The organism is Oceanospirillum sanctuarii (assembly GCF_002150805.1).
GTDB lineage: Bacteria > Pseudomonadota > Gammaproteobacteria > Pseudomonadales > Halomonadaceae > Oceanospirillum > Oceanospirillum sanctuarii.
Genome location: NZ_MTBA01000001.1, coordinates 652,841 through 672,778, shown reverse-complemented (window position 1 = coordinate 672,778; position 19,938 = coordinate 652,841). Strand labels below are relative to the sequence as shown.

Sequence of the window (19,938 nt, the reverse complement as noted above, 5' to 3'; positions counted from 1 at the left end):
TCAGTATGTTAGCGATGACAAGGCAGATTATCTCCCTGCGACAAGGACGAAACCCTAACCTCTGTTTGCTGGTACTGCTATGTGCGTTTTATGGGCTGATTACCTCTTTCCCCGGACAAATCAGTTCATCAGGTTTTGCGGGGCATCTACCGGAATCTCACAGCCATCTTCTGCCTCACTCTCATAGCGAGCATGGGGATCACAGCCATGTGGTGATGTCGGATGTCCGTTCGTATTCTGATGATGTCCCGGTTGGTTCTGAAAATGAATCATCCGGCCATCATACCGAGCATGATCCCGGTTCCCATTCCCATGAAACGCCGGATCGGCAAAATTCCCTCGAACTGCGGGCTATCGTAATCCCTTCAGTTCTGCTGATTATCTTTATGACGGCTTCTCTGCCCCGTCTGGTCTCCCGTCTTGACCGCCCTCCGAAAGCTCTGCCCGCGTTCTGATTACTTTTACTTTTTAAATCTGACTTTACCGACATTGCGGAGTTGTCTATGTCGATACCCACTTACCGTGCCCCCGGTCTTAGGTGCAATCTTTTCACCAAAGAAGGTGTTAACGGCGCGTTTAAATTATTGCTTAAAGCCTTTTTAGTTCTGGCTACGGCACTATTACTGTTAACGGTTTTTGCCAATGATGCGATGGCTCATGCCGTTGCACAGGGTGACAAGGGTTATATTCAGGAGATCTCAGGGGTGCACCTGATCGCCTTTATTTATCTCGGGGCGAAACACATGGTCACAGGTTACGACCATATTCTCTTCCTGCTGGGAGTGGTGTTTTTCCTTTACCGGATGAAGCATATCGCCCTCTATGTCAGTCTTTTTGCCATCGGGCACTCCACTACCATGCTGATCGGAGTCGCTTTCAATATTGGCATCAACAGCTTTCTGATTGACGCTATTATCGGGCTGTCTGTGGTTTACAAGGCGCTGGATAACCTGGGCGGATATCAGCGCTGGTTTGGTTTTCAGCCGGATACCCGAGCCGCTACCCTGATCTTCGGTTTCTGCCACGGTTTTGGCCTTTCGAGCAAAATTATCGAATATAACATCGCTGAAGATGGCCTCATCCCTAACCTGCTCGCTTTCAATGTGGGTGTTGAGATCGGACAGCTGCTGGCACTGAGTGCCATTCTGATTGCGATGGGATTCTGGCGCAGAAGCTCCGGCTTTCTGAAACACGCTTACAGTGCCAATGTCGCCATGATGAGTACCGGTTTTATGCTGATCGGTTATCAGCTGACCGGCTACTGGCTGAGCTAAACCATTACATTGCGCAAGCTGATTATCACTGAGATACGAATTCTATAGGTTTACTATGTACAACTCTGATATGCCAACCCGTGCCGAGCTACCGGGTAGCAAACAACTGATTCGCTCCACCTTAATTGCCTTTTTCACTGCTCTGGTGCTGCTGGTTACCATTATTCTGCCAGCGGAATACGCCATCGATCCCACGGGTGTTGGCCGTATGTTGGGGCTGACGGATATGGGTGAGATCAAACAACAGCTGGAAGCCGAAGCCAGGCTGGATGCGCAACTGAGCGCAGAAGCTGAAAAAACAGAAGCAACAGAGAAAGTGTCTGTAGCCCCTGATACAAGCCCAGCCATTCCGGATGAAGCTGTTTCATCTGCTCCTGCAGAGACAGATAAAGAAACAGAAACAGCAGAGAAGGATAAGCCAGAGGCTCAGCCTGAGTCTGTGGAGCCGCAATGGCGGGATGAGATCCGAATCAGCCTGAAACCCGGTCAGGGCGTTGAATACAAACTGGTGATGGAAGCCGGAGCAGTGGCTGTTTTCGACTGGGAAGGGATCGAAGGACCGCTTAACTTTGATACCCACGGCAATGGCTCCGGCCAGAGAATCAGTTATGAGAAAGGTCGTGGTGTGCGCAGTGCTTCCGGTGAGTTAAAAGCCGCTTTTACCGGTAAACACGGCTGGTTCTTCCGTAACCGCCAGACCTCAGATGTCACCCTCGTACTGAAAACCCGGGGTGATTACGTAGAAATGAAGCGCGTTATCTGATTTATCGGAACTGAAAACCTGAAACGTAAAAGCCGGGCCAGCAGTGATGCTGATCCGGCTTTTTCAATCCTAAAATCTGTTAAGAACTGATTTTACCAGCCCTGAATCAATCACAGTCCTTACGGAAGGCTTCGTGGCTGGACTTGCTGTGCTCTTTGATTTCACCCAGCAAAGCCTTAACCTGCCCCTTGTCATCGCCTGCGGCTTTCAGCTGACGAAACAAGCCGTTCAGTTTGTCGATACCTTCCAGATAGCGCATGTGTTCCATGTGTGCGCTATGAGACATCCCCTCCATGTTTTGCATACCCTGCATGCTACCCATCTGAGAGTGCTCTTCTGCACTCATATTCGGCATTGGCATATCTTCCTGCTGCAGTTTCAGAGGCACATATTTTTTCGCTTTAACTGAAGCAGCAATCAGCTCATTCAGATTCTGCTGCATGGCCGCTGAGTCAGACTTTTTGAATGCTCCAACATAACCTTTCAGGTCATCTTTCATGCCTTCCATCAGCTGGCTCAGCTCAGTGTCTTTGCAGTGCGCGGTATGAGCAAAGCCTGGGGCTGCGCTCATCAGAAGACCAGCGGTAGTCAGTGCGATCAGAGAGTGCTTGATTGAATGTTTCATAGGGTTTCACCTTTTATTTTTGATATGACAGTCGTTGTGCTGACGGAGGTCGCAAAAGCGACCATCCGTTCTATTCGTTATTCATCGCGTTATTCATCATTGTTAGCTAAGAGGCTTCGATTCAGTTTTCTCCTGCCGTCATTAGCTTTCTCAGACTGATGCGCTTCCAGAGATAAAACAGAGCCGGTAGTACCAGTAAGGTCAGCACCACCGCCGAGGCCATACCGCCGATCATAGGCGCGGCAATACGCTGCATCATTTCTGATCCGGTACCTGTGCCATACATGATCGGAATCAGACCGATAATCACGGTGGCGACGGTCATCATCACCGGGCGTACCCGCAGGCCTGCACCGCGAACAATCGCCTGTTGCAGATCCTGCTGGCTGAAACCCTCTGCGGAATTGGCCTTAAGCTCATCCAGGCTCTGGTTAAGATACAGCAGCATAATCACCCCGATCTCCACCGCGACCCCCGCTAGGGCGATAAAACCAACTCCCACCGCAATGGAGAAGTTATACCCCAACAGAGACATCAGCCAGACACCGCCGATCATCGCTAATGGCAGCGTGGTCAGAATCAGCAGCACCTCGCCCATGCGGCGGAAGGCCAGATAAAGCAGCAGAATAATGATGCCCAGCGTTGCCGGAATCACCAGCTCCAGAGTTTTACGGGCGCGCTCCATATACTCGTACTGACCGGACCAGCTGACGGAATATCCGGCAGGCAGTTCCAGCTGTTCACGTACGGTGGCCTGCGCTTCCGCCACGTAAGAGCCCAGGTCACGCCCCTCGATATCCACGTACACCCAGCCATTCGGACGGGCGTTCTCGGTTTTGATCATCGGTGGCCCCTCTTCAATGATGATATTGGCCACATCAGACAGAGCGATGCGCTGACCGGATGGCGTGACCACCGGCAGCTGCTTCAGCTGTTCCGGCGAATCCCGGTAGCTGGCGGGGTAACGCAGATTGATCGGGTAACGCTCCAGCCCTTCAATGGTCTGGGCGATCTGCATACCGCCAATGGCACTGGTCACTACCGCCTGTACATCATCAATATTCAGGCCGTAACGGGCGGCTTTCTCCCGCAGGATATCCACCTTGATATAACGACCACCGGCCACACGTTCGGCATAGGCCGATGCAGTGCCCGGCACCTGTTTGATAATGCGCTCAAGCTCTTTACCGATATGCTCAATTTCGCTCAGGGATTCCCCGGCAATCTTGATACCCACCGGGGTTTTAATACCGGTAGCCAGCATATCGATACGGGTTTTGATCGGCATAACCCAGGCGTTGGTCAGACCGGGGAACTGCACCAGACGATCCAGTTCCTTTTTCAGGTCATCGGTGGTGATGCCTTCACGCCACTGATCCCGGGGTTTGAGCTGAATAAAGGTCTCAATCATGGTCAGAGGCGCAGGGTCCGTAGCGGTTTCCGCACGACCCACCTTCCCCCAGACGGTTTCCACCTCCGGCAGCTGTTTAATCAGCTTATTGGTTTGCTGCAGCAGCTCCCGGGCTTTACCGATACTGATGCCGGGATAAGTGGTCGGCATATACATCAGATCGCCTTCATCCAGCGGCGGGAAGAACTCGCTGCCGATCTGCTTCAGTGGCAACAGGCTTACCGCCAGCAAGGCCAGTGTCATGCCCAGCGTGACCATCGGGAAACGCAGCACCGCTTTCAGTGCCGGCATGTAGATAGCAGTCAACAGACGGTTGATCGGGTTTTTATGCTCGGCGATCACCTTGCCACGAATAAAGTAGCCCATCAGCACCGGCACCAGGGTTACCGCAAGCCCCGCAGAAGCCGCCATAGCATAGGTTTTGGTGTAGGCCAGCGGCGCAAACATCTTGCCTTCCTGCCCCTGCAGCGCAAACACCGGCACAAAACTGAAGGTGATAATCAGCAGGGAGAAAAACAGCGCAGGCCCCACTTCACCAGAGGCTTTGGCGATCACCTGCCAGCGGTTTTCGTCGGTCAGCGGGGTGCGTTCCATGTGCTTGTGCACGTTTTCGATCATCACAATCGCCCCGTCCACCATGGCACCGATGGCAATGGCGATACCGCCCAGAGACATGATATTGGCGTTAATACCCTGCCAGGACATGACAATAAAGGCGGTCAGAATGCCCACCGGCAGACTGAACAGCACCACTAAGGAGCTTCTCAGGTGGAACAGGAAGAGTGCACAGACCACAACCACCACGATAAACTCTTCCAGCAGTTTGTCCTGCAGGTTGTTCACCGCATTACTGATCAGCGACGAGCGGTCATAGGTGGTCACCACCTCAACCCCTTCCGGCAGACTGGCCTTCAGCTCCTCTAGACGCTGTTTCACGCCATCGATCACGGCACTGGCGTTTTCGCCAAAGCGCATCACGATAACGCCGCCCACGGCTTCACCTTCCCCGTTCAGCTCACTGATGCCACGACGCATCTGCGGGCCAACCACAATATCGGCGATCTCACCCAGCAGCAAAGGCGTGCCTTTGGCGCTGACTTTGACCGGAATCTGATTCAGATCCGCTACCGACTGAATATAACCGGTGGCGCGTACCATATATTCCGCTTCTGCCAGCTCAATCACGCTGGCACCGGCTTCCTGATTAGCCTTACGCACCGCCTGAGAGATAGCAGACAGTGGCAGATCATAGGCGCGCAGTTTTTCCGGATCGACCCGAATCTGATACTGCTTCACCATACCGCCCACGGTGGCCACTTCCGCCACACCGGGCACGGTTTGCAGCTCATATTTCAGGAACCAGTCCTGCAGACTGCGCAGCTGGCTGAGATCATGGTTACCGCTGCGATCAGTCAACGCATAGGCGTAAACCCAGCCCACACCCGTGGCATCCGGCCCCAGGGCAGGTTTCGCGGTCGAGGGCAGATTCGGTGTCACCTGGGACAGGTATTCTAAAACTCGTGAACGGGCCCAGTAGATATCGGTGCCATCCTCAAAGATGATGTAAACGTAGGAATCCCCGAAGAAGGAATAGCCCCGCACCACCGTTGCCCCCGGAACCGACAGCATGGCGGTGGTCAGCGGATAGGTCACCTGATCTTCCACCACCTGAGGTGCCTGACCGGGATAGCTGGTTTTGATGATCACCTGTACGTCGGACAGGTCGGGAATCGCATCCACCGGCGTATTTTTAACGGTAAAAGCGCCGTACAGCACGAGTACCAGCCCCGCCAGCATCACCAGCAGGCGGTTATTGATGGAGGCCTGAATAATCCGGTTGATCATAGATCTTCCTCCAGATCCAGCCAGTCCAGATCCTCATCATCTTTAGTGGGTGCCGGTAACGGAGCCGGTGTGCCCATCGCGCCATGTCCCATCTGAGAATGATCCATACCTTCGTGGTTCATACCCTGATGGTTCATACCTTCATGGTTCATACCTTCATGGTTCATCGCGCCGTGCCCCATGGCAGAGTGATCCATACCCTCGTGGTTCATACCCTGATGATTCATGCCTTCGTGATTCATACCTTCATGGTTCATCGCGCCGTGCCCCATGGCAGAGTGATCCATACCTTCGTGGTTCATACCCTCATGATTCATCGAACCATGCCCCATCTGGGAGTGATCCATACCTTCATGGTTCATCGAGCCATGCCCCATAGCAGAGTGATCCATACCGGAATGATCGGTCTGCTGTGAGAATGCGAGTCGGCTCAGATCCGCAGTCAGGCTGGATTCAGAATCCAGCAGGAACTGCGCAGACGTCACCACCTTTTGTCCCGGCAGCAGGCCATCCAGAATCTCCACCTGAGCACCATTTTCACGACCGGCATAAACCTTAACCGAGCGGAAACGGCCATCGCCCAGCGCTACCACCACACGATCCAGCGTGCCGGAGCGAATCAGGGCTTCACGGGGAATCAGAAGCGTTGGAGCTTCTGCCGCAGACTGCATCTCAACCCGGGCAAACATATTCGGGCGCAGGGTCTGGCCCGGATTCGGGATCTTCAGACGTACCACCAGAGTGCGGCTTTCACCATTCAGCTCCGGGTAGATAAAGTCCACTTCCCCCTGCCACTCCTGATCCGGAAAGGCTTCCAGGGTGATACGGGCGCTGTCGCCCACATTGACCAGACCGGCCTGAGATTCAAACAGCTCCGCCTTCAGCCAGACACTGTCCAGAGAGACCACTTCCAGCAGAGAGGTTGCCGGGGAGATAAAAGCCCCTTCCCGAATATTCAGCTGACTGAGATAGCCTTCCTGACGGGCATAGAAGGTCACTTCCTGCATCGACTGGCGCTGATTTGCCACCTGAGCGATCTGGGCATCGTTCATCCCCAGTGCTTTCAGCCGACGCTTAGCCGCAGCCACCATCGCCTGCCCATTGGAAAGACGCAGTGCACCGATCAGTTCATCCTGAGCTTTAACCAGCTCCGGCGAATAGAGACGAAACAGCGGCTGGCCCTTTTTCACCGGTTCACCGGCGGCTTTCACGTAAAGCTTTTCGATCCAGCCGGAGACACGGCTGTTCAGCTGCCACTGGCTCTCTTCATCCGGGGAGATGGTGCCCACGGTGTGAATACGGGAAACCAGATTATCAAAGCTGACATTGGCGGTACGCACACCCAGATTATTCTCTACGGCTGGGCTGATTTTCACCGTACCGGGGGCGTCATCCTTGTTGCCATCGTCATAGACGGGAACAAGATCCATACCCATTGGGGATTTACCGGGCTTATCCCGGCGGTAATTCGGGTCCATAGGGGCAACCCAGTACAGGGGCTCATCCGCTGCTTTTTCAGTGGTAACGGTGCCACTGTCAGAGACTTTGGCTTCCGCATTACTGATGCCGTGCAACTGCGGCAGCAGATACTGAACACCGGAACCACCGACAATAACGCCTGCCAGCAGGGTAACCACAGGTATAAAACGCTTCGTCATAACTTAATCCTCGCTTTGGCTGTGGTTACAGCCCTTGTAAAAAATTCAGTTGGGCATCGATCAGCACCAGATCCCGTTTCAGCTTTTCTCGTTCCAGCGATAAGCCCAGCTCTTCTACCCGAGCCATAATGAAGCGGGAAAAAGCAGCGGTGTTGGACTGATAGGCCTGTTTGGCTGCTAAGGTCTGATCTTTTGCCAGCGGGATTAAACGGGTGTCATAAAGACGGATACGCTCAGCCAGTACCTTCTGCTGAGCAAGTGCGGACTGCCCTTCTGCCAGCATGCGACGCAAGAGGTCATCACGTATCGCCTGGGCAGAGGCTTTCTGCTCAACGGCAGCACGGTAGCCCTGATCCTGTCGCTGACCGGTAAACAGCGGCAGATCCATAGTGATAAATACGCTCAGCAGGTCAGAACGCTTATCGCCATTGGGCAACTCACTGTTTCGCAGGCCATAGTTCACATCCAGCTTGTAGGAGGGCGAATACGCAGACTGAGCAATCGCCTGCTGGTGCTGCTGAAAGCTGATTTCACGCTCGGCAGATTGCAGCGCCGGATGCGCCATCAACTGAGATTCCAGCTGGCTCACCCCCTGTAACTGCGGCTGATTGCCCTCGGTGACCGTTGCGGCGACCTGCTGATATTCACCACTAACGCGGGGATCCAGCGACCAGGCGATCTCCCCCAGCCAACGGCTTAACTGCGCCCGCAGCTGCTGAATCTGCTGCTCATTAGCGCGCAGTTTCTCCCGCAGACGATCCTGCTGAAGCTCCGCCTGTAACAGATCCTGACTTTGGCGGTTGCCCAGCTGAAAGCTGCTCATATCGTTCGAAAGGTTTTGTTTCAGAGCATCCAGCTGCTGTTTCAGCAGCTGCTCTGCATTCAGGCTGTAGCTCAGCTGATACCAGAGCTGGCGCACGGTAAGACGAACTTCCAGTGCTCTTAGAGCCTGTTGCGACTGGGACTGGCGGCTCTTTTCGGTAAAAGCCTTACGGGTCTGCTCCCGGCTGTCACCCCGGGTAAAGGGTTGAGAGAAGCCGACCGTGAACTGGCTCATAGGGTCCTGATCCAGCCCGATACCTTCCCCCAGATTATCCATAGGCAGGTTGGCAAAACCGAACTTGAGCATCGGGTCCGGCAGCTGAGACTTTAGGGTGCCTTCAGCCAGCCAGCGCGCCTGCTGGGCCTGATAGTTAAGGCGCATCGGGTCCTGCCCGACCGCCAGCGCTTCTGCTGATGCCAGATCCTGAATAACCGCGTTTGGCGGCGCGATCTGGGCGTTAGCCAATCCGCTGGCCAGCCAGAATGCTGCCAGCAGTGACGTTTTAAAACGCATAGAAGTGTCCTGTCGTTTTAATCAAATAGCTTTTGAAGCTTTGGGCCATCGGCAGTGCGATTGAAGTACCTGTATCCGCCTCCGCACATATCGGAGAGAGATTTCAGGCTGACAACGACCCAAATCAGACAGAACAGGTTTAAAACCACCTAAGGCGGTGAATTGCAGACGCAATTAACCCGTTCTGTTTATCTTTCCGCCTAAAACGAAACGGTTTAAGCGGTTATTACAGACGTAAAAAAGCTGATTCAGGCAAAGATGGGAGGCCGGAAAGGGTTTTCAGGCTGGGATTGAGTGAGAGAAACAGAGACAGAAGCCAACAAAACGGTGGCTTCCTGAGGGTAATGAAACTCGGTGGCCGACAATACAGCGCTACCGGATACACACATCGCCAGAATACATTTCAGACGACAATCGTCCGAATCCTGATGATCGGTATGAGAAAAGGCTAACGGGGAATCACTGTGATAAGACTCTGTATGGCCAGAGCCGTGAGAAGCGTGATGATCAACGGCAGATTCATGATGAGTTGCCATTGCCGAACTGTGATTCATAGAAGCCGAGCTGTGATCCATTAATGCAGGATGCAGCACAGAACTCTGAACACCTGACAAAATCAGGCTCAGCATCAGGCTGACAATCATTAATGTAGCAGTTCGGGTTTGAAGCATCCGTTTTGGCTTCCTGAAAAAGAGTCGCTATTAGAGCTTTAAAAACAGTAAGTTGTCAAATGGACTTTTTCTCAGAGCGCCTGATAACGGAAAGGTTCCCGCTGAGTTGAGTTATTTTTTATAAACATCATGCGGGTCGGAAAAGCGCCTTCGGCTTTTCCGACCTACGTTTATGCGGTTTTTTTGGCGCGGGTTTTCTTTTTCGGTTTTTGCGCGGCACGCTCGGCTTTGATTTTTTCCAGCAACGCCTCAGCGGAGTTTTCACCGGAGATCAGCTCCGGGTTCGCTGCCCGCCAGTCAGCGGTCAGCTCACCGCGGAACGCCTTCGCGAGGATCGACTGCGTCAGGCTGTTCACCCGCTGCAGAGCCGCATCCGCCTGCTCTTGGATGGTGTCCGCATAGGCGAACAGCTCCTCAACACGACGGACTATTTCGGTTTGTTCTTCAGCAGGAGGCAGGGGGACAGGCAGTAAGCTCAGTGTTGTCTTATTGATACTCGCCAAATTTACCGACTGAGTACCATTTCTGATGAAATACTCTTTTCCCTCTGAATTTCCATAGTAAGAGATAAACTTTGGCTCTAAGCCTTCTGATAAGCACCTTGCCCTAAACACATGATTCTGATGAATACAATTTGGAATTTGATTCTCCCAAATCCAGCCACGACCAAGTTTGTCGAGGTCGCCACCTTCATTAAACAAAATATCACCATTTTTTAACTCTAAAGCCTCTGCTTTTGACTCTGGAACGTCGATATCTTTAATTTCTTCAAGATCCAAAAAGCCTCGTTGCACATTTGCAACTCTTAAATAAGGCCTTAAGACCGTATCACCTTTATTTTTTGAGCCTTTTGCCACACCACTTACAATCTCGGTAATCTTCGATAAACGAACCCAATGCCAAGACTCAGGAATCAAAAAAGTTAATTCATCATCTAAAAATGGCTTTTCAGCAAGCTCTTTCGCTTTTTTTGTCGTTATAAAAGCCGCACTGTCGGAGATAATCTCTAATGGACTAGAAAGTTCTTTTCCTTCGCGCCACTCCTCTGTCAGCTTGCCACTAACCGCTGCGGCCAGTACCGACTGGCGGAAGCGTTTCAGAATCTCAGGCAGGCGTTCAAGGCGGGCTTTGGTGGATTCAACCTGTGCCAGCAAGTTATCCAGTTTCTCCGCTATGACTTCTTGCTCGGCAAGGGGGGCGAGAGGTACGGAGAAATTTTCAACAAATCCACGAGGGACACGACGAAGGCCAACAGCCCCTGTCATATTTTCAGCACCTTCCTGAGCAAACTGATGAGTTTTAATCAGTGAGAAAATGTACTTCTCTGAGATATATGGCGCATCAGGTCTTAATACATAAAACTCTGAGCTTCCCGCACCTATGCCATTAGGTAGGTTGCGTACAACTGCAGCTTTGCCATTTTCAAAACAAGGGGTAACTTTCGCAAAAATGACATCATCATCTTTAAAATTCGTATAAGACTTCTTGATTTCACCCCAAGGTTTTTCTTCAAACTCAAGCTCACCATGAAAGCTGGTCGGTGCCAAAGCCATTGGCACGAACCCCGAATTTTGCTCAGGTTCCGCTTCATTCTTTTTAGGGTTAACGGTAACAATGTCTTTTAGCGCAACCTCAACCCACCCTTCCGGCAGGACTCCGTCTATAACACCCGCCATTACTTCGCTCCTTCCAGAGCAGCCAGTAACCCTTCCAACTCGCCCAGTGCGGCGGTCAGTTCATCCCTGGCTTCCTGTGCCAGTACGGCAGGCTCCGGCAGGTCAGCAGCATCTACGCTGTCTTTATCTTTCAGCCAGCTGATATCAAGGGAGTCGCCTTTGGTGTCGGCAATCCAGTCACGGCTGAAACACCGCCAGCGGGAGTGTACAAGGCGGCTGTCGATGCCTTCGTTCTCGGCAGCGGCTTCGGCATCCACTTCAATCTCGGTAGCGCCAAAGCTGTATTCGCCTTCGGTACGCGGGCTGGTGCCGTTGGCATCAGCGCCATAGACAGCCTCAAACGGTGCCAGATGCGACTCGGTAAATGGGGTGCGTTTGCCGAACTTGGGCATATTGGTACGCAGGTCATACACCCAGACATTCTCCGTGCAGTTTTCCTGCTGGAATTTGTCAGTGGTGGAGCCCTTGGTAAAGAAGAGCACGTTGGTTTTCACGCCCTGAGCGTAAAAAATCCCCGTCGGCAGGCGCAGAATGGTGTGCAGGTTGCACTTGTCCATCAGATCGCGGCGAACATCGGTGCCGACTCCGGCTTCAAACAGTACGTTGTCCGGCAGTACCACGGCTGCCCGGCCACCGGGTTTCAGATTGCGGTAGATATGCTGCAGAAACGCCAGCTGTTTGTTGCTGGTTTTGTAGGTCAGGTCATCGCGGGTATTGCTGGCTTCGCCGCCTTTGCTGGTGCCAAAGGGCGGGTTGGCAAGAATAATATCCGCAGGCGGCAGGCTTTTACCCGCTTCACCCAGAGCGTTACCCAGATGCACCACGCCTTCATCATCCCCTTCCATACCGTGCAGCAGGCAGTTCATCAGCGACAGGCGGCGGGTATTGGGCACCAGTTCGATACCGACACAGGCTTTGTTGATCTGAAAATCACGGGCGCGGGCGTCCAGATCGTAATAATCATCGGTCTGCTGACGCATATACTGATCCGCTGCGATCAGAAAGCCTGCGGTTCCTGCGGCGGGGTCCTGAATCACCTCTCCGGGCTGAGGCTGAATACAGCGCACCATGCTGTTAATCAGGGCACGAGGGGTAAAGTATTGTCCGGCTCCGGATTTGGTTTCTCCGGCGTTTTTCTCCAGCAGGCCTTCGTACAGGTCTCCCAGACCATCTTCCTGCACACTGAACCAGTCGATCTGATCCAGGCTTTTAATCATCTGCTCCAGATGGCGCGGTTCACGCAGGCGGGTTTGGGCATCGGCGTAGATGGCGCTGATCAGTGCATCCTCATGCACCCGAACTTCACGGGTCTGGCCGGGGTTCTCCGGGTCAACCTGTAGTCGTTTACCCGTGGAAAGGGTGTAAAGAATCGCTTTGTAATCATCCAGCAGGTTCGTACCTGATTTACCGTTCAGATCACCCCAGCGGCAGCCTTCCGGCAGCGGGTGTTTTTCCAGTACACCGGCCTGCTCTTTTTCATCCACCATTTTGATAAACAGCAGCAGTACCAGCTCGGTGACGTAATCGCTGTAGTTGATGCCGTCATCACGCAGTACGTCACACAGGTTCCAGAGTTTTTGTACGATATCGTTGTGGGTCATGGTGTTCTCAGTCGTGTCAGTTTTCTGCCATTCTAAAGGCATAACGAATTGATTTTATTAAAAATAATAATGATTACTTTATTTTTAAAAGCTGATATTGAGCAAACGGCAGACATAAAAAAACCCGCACAATTTGAGCATAACTGCGAACAGACATAGGCTTGGCGGGTGTGTTGTGCGCAACTTTAGCCGGAAGCGTTGTCTGGATCAAGTGCCTATCCGTCAGAGGCTAGGCACTTTGCTCTGCCCAGATACCATCGTTTAACTCCTCCAGTACCTGATCCAGTTGGTCATTGAGTACTTTGTTAAAGCGTTTGGCTCCGCCATCCTGAGCAAATTCCCGGTTGATAAACTCCTGATCGACGATGACTTCGTGCGCCAGCTGTTTAGCTAACCGCCCCAGCCAGCGTTTCTGGTTGGGGTTCCAGTTATGGTTATCGTAAATACGCTGCATGGCGCTGTTTACCCGCTGCTCAAACGGTACTAACCCCTCGCCCAATGCGGCCCGACGGATATGGCCGATAATGCTGGCGGCGATCTCCTGATTGCTCAGTTGCGCTTCGGCGCTCTGTAGCCGGGCTTCGCTGAATCCGGCATTGTCCAGCTGCAGCTTGATCTCCCGCAGCTGTTCGCGGGTCAGGTCGCGGGGTCTGTTGACCACCGCTGACAGGGCGGCGTTCTGGTTGATCTGCTCTTTAATAAAGCGGTTAAAGCTGTCGAGGTAATCCTCCGGTGCCTTGTAGTCCCCCCAGCTTTGTTCCCGCTCTTTAATCTCATCATCGTGGTTTGAGATGATAGGCCGATAGCTGCTGCCGAGAATCTGTTTCACCTCATCCAGCTGGTTAATAAGCCCACTGTGCTGACTCAAAAACTCAGCCGCTTGTTTTGGCCCCAGCTGATGCAGGTGCTGGTGCAGCTGTGCGGGTTCTACCTGCCAAAGTTGTTGCAGTTGATCCAGCTTGGCTTTGATCTCTGGTTTGTGTTCCGCTTTGCTCTGAGCTTTACGCAGTACCCGCATCACCTTCTGGCTGAGTTGACTGAGTACCACATCGGCCTGACTCTGCTCCGGCAGATCACCGGGGCTGTTCAGGGCCCGTTCCAGTTGTTCCGGATCGGTGAGTTCTTCCACCAGCTGTTCCAGGGTGATATTGGGATTTTTCACCAGAGGTTTCATGGTATCCACCTCCTGCAGACTGGCGTACAGGTCTACCGGATCATAGATACGGAACAGGGTTTTACCGATCTCATCGCAACGACGGGTGGCGCGGCCTTTCATCTGTTCATACAGAATGCGTGACTTCACCCGGCGCATAAACACCAGATTGCAGATACGTGGCACGTCGATGCCCGTGGTTAAGAGGTCTACGGTGATGGCAATATTGGGATAACGCTCGTTTTTGAAACGACTGATCAGCTTAGCGACCTGATCACTTTTACCGGTGATTTTGGCTACGGCTTCCTGTCGGTAATCACCCTCGTACTCTTCACTGAAGGCTTCATCCAGCAGGGATTTGACCATATCTGCGTGGGAATCGGTGGCGCAGAAAATCAGGGTTTTCTCCTCGCCGAACGGGTCTAGCTCTTGTACCAGCTGTTCGCAGATCACTTTATTGAAGCTCGGGGTGATCACAGATTTGTTAAAGGCGGAGACATCAAAATTTAGTTCATCTTCCAGCTCTGCGCTTTCGATTTCTCCGGTATGACTATTGACCACTTCCACCTGATCGCCCTGCTCAAAGGTGATGCCGTTCTCACTTAACAAGGTGGTATAGCGGATTGGAGGTTCATGGTCGATCAGCCAGTCATCTGCCACTGCTTCCCGATATCCGTAGCTGTAGATGGGATGACCAAAAATATCACTGGTATGTTTGGCGGGAGTTGCGGTCAGGGCGATCTTAACCGCGTCAAAATAGTCCAGTACCCGACGGTAACTGGAGAGATACTGGCGGGCATCCCGGGTGGAAAGCTCGCCCTCAGTCATCTCCTGATCCAGTGTGTAACCCCGGTGTGCCTCATCAACGATAATGCAGTCAAACTGATCAATCGGTGGCGGATTATCACTTTCCAGCACCCGCTTAACCATCGCCTGTACGGTGGCTACCTGAACACGGGTCTCCGCCTGTGCGGCCATATCACCCAGTTCGGCAACATTATAGATCTGCGACAGTGTCTGACTCCGCTCCAGCGGCATATCTTTAAATGCGTCCAGTGCCTGAGTACCCAGAGAGGTACGGTCCACCAGAAACAGAATGCGTTTAAAGCGTTCGGCTTTCAGAAAGCGGTAGATCAGACCTATGATGGTGCGGGTTTTACCAGTACCCGTTGCCATCGCCAGCAGCGCCCGACGCACATCCCGGCTCAGGGCGTTTTCCACCGCACCAATGGCTTTTTGCTGGTAGTCACGTAGTTTCAGATAACCATAAGGTTCGGCCTGCAGCTTGGTCTGTGCTGCTTCCCTACTGCGATTAAGACGATCTGTTAAGCCCGCTGGACTATGGAACTCCGGCAATGCCCGTTTGATATGAGATCCGTCACGGACATCCCGAAACCAGATGCCGGATTTTTCTTTCATTTGCGGCAGATAAGGGCGGCCATTGGCGGAATAAACAAAGGGGATCTGGTAATGGCTGCTGGTTTCATCAGGCCACGCGATGGTGCGCCCTGCCAGCTCCCACGCGGGAATCATGCCGTCTTCTGGTCGGAATCCCCGGCTATAACGCTCGGCCTGATCGATTTTTCCGGCCACATCGAGGGTTTCTTTCTTTGCTTCCACCACGCCCATTGGCGTTAATCCGGCGAACAGCACGTAATCCGCACGGTCACGACCTTTGCCATCAGTACCTTTGCAGGGCCATTCGGCAATGGCTTTGTTGACGCCTTTTTCCGGACGTGTCCCTTTTGAGTGCTTCATCTGGTCGCTAGCAGCCAGCCAGCCAGCACGTTGCAGCTGTTGGTCAATCAGAATACGGGCAAGAGCTTCGTTATCACGCTGTATATTCTGGCTGGCAGCCCGGCTGTTGCGGGTAAGCGTCTGACGCTGTGCCTGTCGGGATTTCTCATCCTGTTGGGCTAACTGTTCCTGCAACGCCTGAATACGTTGTTCGTAGGCTTTTTGTTGTTGCTCTAACGCTTGTTCGTGAGCTTTGGCCTGTTCGGCTAACTGGCGGGATTCCTCATCCATGGCAAGAGCCAGAGATTCGTATTCCTCTTTCTCTTTTGCAATTAGCTCATTCAGCTTTTGACTGGAATTGAGGTCAAGGTTGGCTTGCTGCAACTCATTTTTAAGCTGAGCGATATCCTGCTGTAAGTTATTGAGCTGTTCGCTAGGGTCTTTCGGTGGTGTGAATGGGCCTGCTTTGAAGTTTTTAGCGGCTTTGCCGGAAGATTCGTGGAACCAGATCGCTAAATTACGGGCAACCACTAATCCGCGGATCGCTTCTTTGTGTTGGGTTTTAAACTGGTGCGTGGCTTTGTTGCCCTCAATACGCAGGATATGAAACATCTCACGCACGGCAGGATCCAGCTGAAGCTCTCTGCTGACTTTATTCAGTAGGTCAATCTGCGTGGTTTTCTCATCAAAACTGATGTCCGCTAACAGCGCCAGATGCTGGGCCATCGCTTCGCCCAGCTGACGCAGTTTAATCAGGGTGGTATTGGGATCACTGACAAAAACACGCTCGGCAGCTTCAGCCAGTTCCAGAAAAAGCGGGTCATGTTGTTGGAGGAAACCGAAATTCGCGGAAATACTCATAGCGCAGAAAGATCCTTATTCTGTTTTTGTCTTTACAGACAGCAAGTTAGTTACTTTACGACAGCGAAGTGAGAAAATCATCTGACTGGGAGACAGATTCGTATAAAACAATCTAAACCTTTGTCGAAGGGCTATAGAACAGCCTCACATTACTGCGATTGACCCTCAGGGGATATCGAACTTGAAAACTCAACTATGTAACCCTCATCAACTGATCTTATAAGAGCAGAATTTCCCATGGAAAACTCTGCTCTACTTTTATAATCACTATTCAAAACAAACTATTTACTGCGTACACAATCTCCTTAAGGGAGCTTCAATATATGGACAATCTATGAGATTTCATTCGTTTTCGCTTGCCTTCACACTAAGCCTTTCACTGCTTGCAGCCTTTCCTGTCAAGGCTGAGACTCAAGTGGAAAAACAAGAAACAGCACTTCGCCACCATTCTTCTATTCTGATGTACCACCACATCAGCTCGGATACGCCCCGCTCGACCAGTACCGATGCGGAGACGTTCACTCAGCATCTGGATCTGTTGGATAAGCTGGGGTTTCAGGTTTGGTCTTTGGAGAAGATTGCGGATCATCTGAAGGCCAATAAACCTTTTCCGGATAAGGTGGCTGCACTGACCTTTGATGATGCTTATATCAGCGTTTACAAGACGGCGATGCCGATCATGCAGGCTCGAAAGCTGCCTTTTACGATTTTTGTTAATGCAACGCCGGTTAATCAGGGCAATAAACTGTTTATGAGCTGGGATCAGCTTCGGGATGCCCGGAAGAAAGGTGCGACCATCGCCAATCACGGTTTAGAGCACGATCACATGATTCGTCAGCAGGCGGGTGAAAGTGATGAGGCTTGGCTTGCCCGCATGAAACATCAGATTACTGAGAATCAGCGTCAGCTTGAGCAACAACTCGGCACATCTGAGAAGAATCCGCTGCCTAAGCTGTTTGCTTACCCCTATGGTGAGTTTAATCCTCAGTTGGAAGCCTTATTGGCTGAGCGGGGTTATCTGGCCTTTGGACAGCAGTCGGGGCCTGCCAGCGGTTTTACCTCTTTGCAGGGCATTCCCCGTTATGCGGCGAATGGCATCTATGCGAATCCGAAAACCCTGAGAACCAAGTTGTTGGCTCTGCCTTTCCCTGTGATCGCTGAAGAGCCGCGCTCTGGCGTTCTGGGAGCTGATCAACGTAGCCCGGTTTTGATGCTGACACTGGCTAAGGGCGATTATCGTTTGGATCAGCTACGCTGTTATGGGCCAGCTGGTGAGGTGCTTAAGGTGGATTCTCAGCCACAGGCTGATGGCTCAGTAACGCTACGGGTTGCAACACAAAAGACCCTGCCTGCCGGACGACATCGCTATAACTGTACTGCGCCGCATCGTACTGAATCCCGCTGGTTCTGGTACTCCCGTCAGTGGATGTTGCCTAAAACAGATGGTCGCTGGTACAGAAGCTGATGACGGCTACAAAACGATAAAGGTATTTTGATCGGATCAGGGAGAGCTGGATGAAAAAAACAACAAAACCTTTAATGAATTTTCCCTCTCGAAAACCGCTGGCTAAAGCGGTTTCTCTGTTCAGCGCTGTTGGCCTGAGCGCTCTTCTTAGTAGCGGGCTGCAAGCGCAGCAGGTGGCTGACCAGGTCGCTCCCGAGGCCGCAAGCCAACGTAGCGAGAATCGTGCTCATATCGCAAAGGATTTTATTGTTGCGGCGGCGAACCCCTACGCGGTTGAAGCTGGGTATCAGGTGTTGAAAGAAGGCGGCAGCGCTATTGATGCAATGGTGACGGTGCAAACAGTGTTGGGGTTAACGGAGCCTCAATCCTCTGGCTTGGGTGGCGGGGCATTTATGCTCTACTACGATGCTAAGAAACGTCAGTTGACCACTTTTGATGGTCGGGAAACAGCTCCTTTAGCGGCCACGCCAGAGCTGTTTCAGGATAAAGATGGGAAACCACTGAAGTTCTTTGATGCTGTGGTCGGAGGCCGATCTGTCGGCACGCCGGGTACGGTTAAGCTGATGTCGGATACCCATCAGCGTTTCGGAAAGCTTGATTGGGCGCGTTTGCTGCAACCGGCCAAACAGCTGGCTGAAGATGGCTTTATCGTTTCACCTCGTCTTGCGGGAGCTATCACTAAAGATCAGGATCGCCTGAGCCGCTATCCCGATACCCGGGATTATTTCTTCACTGCGGACGGCAAGCCGCTGCCAGAGGGCTATCGCCTGACCAATAAAGACTATGCCGAAACTCTGGGCCTTTTAGCTAAAGAAGGCGCTGAGGCATTTTACCATGGGAAAATTGGTCAGGAACTGGTGAGAAAGGTTCAGGGCATAACCGATAATCCCGGACTGCTGACGGAAAACGACCTCAAGAGCTATCGCATTAAAGAGCGCCCTGCGGTCTGTGCGCCTTACCGCAGCTATGATGTTTGCGGCATGGGGCCACCGAGCTCCGGCGCGCTCACAGTTGGTCAGATTTTAGGTATCGTGGCTTCCTTTGACCTGAAATCTCTGGGCGCGGATAACCCGAAAAGCTGGCAAATTATCGGTGATGCTTCCCGCCTCGCCTTTGCCGATCGTGGCCGTTATATGGCGGATACCGATTATGTGCCTATGCCGCAGGGTTTGCTGGATGCTGGATACCTGAAGCAACGGGCGGAATTGATTCAGCCCGGCAAGCCGCTGGATACTGTCGAAGCCGGTGAACCGGCGTGGAGTCAGCCGATTGCTCTGGCTGACGATATCTCGCTGGAACTGCCCTCCACCAGCCATCTGGTGATTGTGGATCGTGAAGGTAATATCGTCTCGATGACCACGACGATTGAAAATGGCTTTGGCTCCCGGGTGATGTCTGGCGGGTTTCTGCTCAATAACGAGCTGACGGATTTCTCCTTTGCCAGCCATAAAAATGGCTTCCCGATTGCCAACCGTTTGGAGCCGGGCAAACGTCCGCGCTCTTCGATGGCACCGACACTGGTGATGAAGGATGGTAAACCTTATTTGGCTATAGGCTCCCCCGGCGGCTCACGAATTATCGGTTATGTCGCCTCAGCACTGATCGCTCATCTGGATTGGGGAATGTCCCTTCAGGATGCGATCAGCAAGCCCCACCTGATCAACCGGTTTGGTACCTTCGATCTTGAAGCAGGAACCTCTGCTGAAAAGCTGAAAGCTCCTCTGGAAGTGATGGGTTATAAGGTCTCGGTAAGAGATCTGAATTCAGGTCTGCACGGGGTTTTGTTTAAAGATGGCAAACTGATCGGGGCAGCTGATCCCCGCCGGGAAGGGATTGTTCTGGGGGATTAGACACTAAATCAA

General features: G+C 52.4%; 13 protein-coding genes. 5 read left to right on the top strand and 8 right to left on the bottom strand.

Annotation, left to right across the window (positions count from 1 at the left end; genetic code table 11):
- Positions 1-14: 14 nt before the first annotated feature.
- The 3 genes from BV405_RS17545 to BV405_RS02815 all read left to right on the top strand — a co-directional run bounded on the left by BV405_RS17545 (position 15) and on the right by BV405_RS02815 (position 2,037).
- Positions 15-455 carry a hypothetical protein gene (locus BV405_RS17545; RefSeq protein WP_140054440.1) on the top strand — a complete coding sequence of 147 codons (441 nt, stop codon included), beginning with the start codon at positions 15-17 and terminating at the stop codon, positions 453-455.
- 195 nt (positions 456-650) lie between these two features.
- Complete coding sequence (locus BV405_RS02820; protein WP_086479509.1) at positions 651-1,274, top strand: HupE/UreJ family protein; 624 nt, start codon at positions 651-653, stop codon at positions 1,272-1,274.
- Between the two features lie 55 nt (positions 1,275-1,329).
- Positions 1,330-2,037 carry a hypothetical protein gene (locus tag BV405_RS02815; RefSeq protein ID WP_086479316.1) on the top strand — a complete coding sequence of 236 codons (708 nt, stop codon included), beginning with the start codon at positions 1,330-1,332 and terminating at the stop codon, positions 2,035-2,037.
- A 106-nt stretch (positions 2,038-2,143) separates the two neighbouring features.
- Here BV405_RS02815 and BV405_RS02810 read toward each other — a convergent pair whose 3' ends face one another.
- The 8 genes from BV405_RS02810 to hsdR form a co-directional block, all read right to left on the bottom strand.
- On the bottom strand, positions 2,144-2,662 hold the full coding sequence (locus BV405_RS02810; protein ID WP_086479315.1) for a hypothetical protein: 519 nt from the start codon (positions 2,660-2,662) through the stop codon (positions 2,144-2,146).
- 121 nt (positions 2,663-2,783) lie between these two features.
- A complete protein-coding gene (locus tag BV405_RS02805; RefSeq protein ID WP_086479314.1) occupies positions 2,784-5,918 on the bottom strand; it encodes an efflux RND transporter permease subunit in 3,135 nt (1,044 codons plus the stop codon).
- Complete coding sequence (locus BV405_RS02800; protein WP_086479313.1) at positions 5,915-7,576, bottom strand: efflux RND transporter periplasmic adaptor subunit; 1,662 nt, start codon at positions 7,574-7,576, stop codon at positions 5,915-5,917. The genes BV405_RS02805 and BV405_RS02800 overlap by 4 nt, the downstream gene beginning before the upstream one ends.
- Before the next feature lie 25 nt (positions 7,577-7,601).
- On the bottom strand, positions 7,602-8,912 hold the full coding sequence (locus BV405_RS02795; protein WP_086479312.1) for a TolC family protein: 1,311 nt from the start codon (positions 8,910-8,912) through the stop codon (positions 7,602-7,604).
- Positions 8,913-9,160: 248 nt separating this feature from the next.
- Positions 9,161-9,583 carry a CopL family metal-binding regulatory protein gene (locus tag BV405_RS02790; RefSeq protein WP_086479311.1) on the bottom strand — a complete coding sequence of 141 codons (423 nt, stop codon included), beginning with the start codon at positions 9,581-9,583 and terminating at the stop codon, positions 9,161-9,163.
- A 170-nt stretch (positions 9,584-9,753) separates the two neighbouring features.
- Positions 9,754-11,259: a restriction endonuclease subunit S gene (locus tag BV405_RS02785; RefSeq protein WP_086479310.1), complete on the bottom strand. Its 1,506-nt coding sequence runs from the start codon at positions 11,257-11,259 to the stop codon at positions 9,754-9,756.
- Positions 11,259-12,860 carry a class I SAM-dependent DNA methyltransferase gene (locus BV405_RS02780; RefSeq protein WP_086479309.1) on the bottom strand — a complete coding sequence of 534 codons (1,602 nt, stop codon included), beginning with the start codon at positions 12,858-12,860 and terminating at the stop codon, positions 11,259-11,261. Before BV405_RS02780 ends, BV405_RS02785 begins: the two co-directional genes overlap by 1 nt.
- A gap of 229 nt (positions 12,861-13,089) precedes the next feature.
- Positions 13,090-16,611, bottom strand: coding sequence for a type I restriction-modification system endonuclease (gene hsdR, locus BV405_RS02775; protein ID WP_086479308.1), 3,522 nt, complete (start codon positions 16,609-16,611; stop codon positions 13,090-13,092).
- Positions 16,612-17,026: 415 nt separating this feature from the next.
- Between hsdR and BV405_RS02770 the strand changes: the two genes are divergently transcribed.
- Together BV405_RS02770 and ggt are read left to right on the top strand one after the other, a co-directional pair.
- Positions 17,027-18,076 carry a polysaccharide deacetylase family protein gene (locus BV405_RS02770; protein WP_176330023.1) on the top strand — a complete coding sequence of 350 codons (1,050 nt, stop codon included), beginning with the start codon at positions 17,027-17,029 and terminating at the stop codon, positions 18,074-18,076.
- Positions 18,077-18,126: 50 nt separating this feature from the next.
- Entirely contained in the window at positions 18,127-19,926 is a 1,800-nt protein-coding gene (gene ggt / locus BV405_RS02765) for a gamma-glutamyltransferase (RefSeq protein WP_245832220.1), read from the top strand.
- Positions 19,927-19,938: the final 12 nt, after the last annotated feature.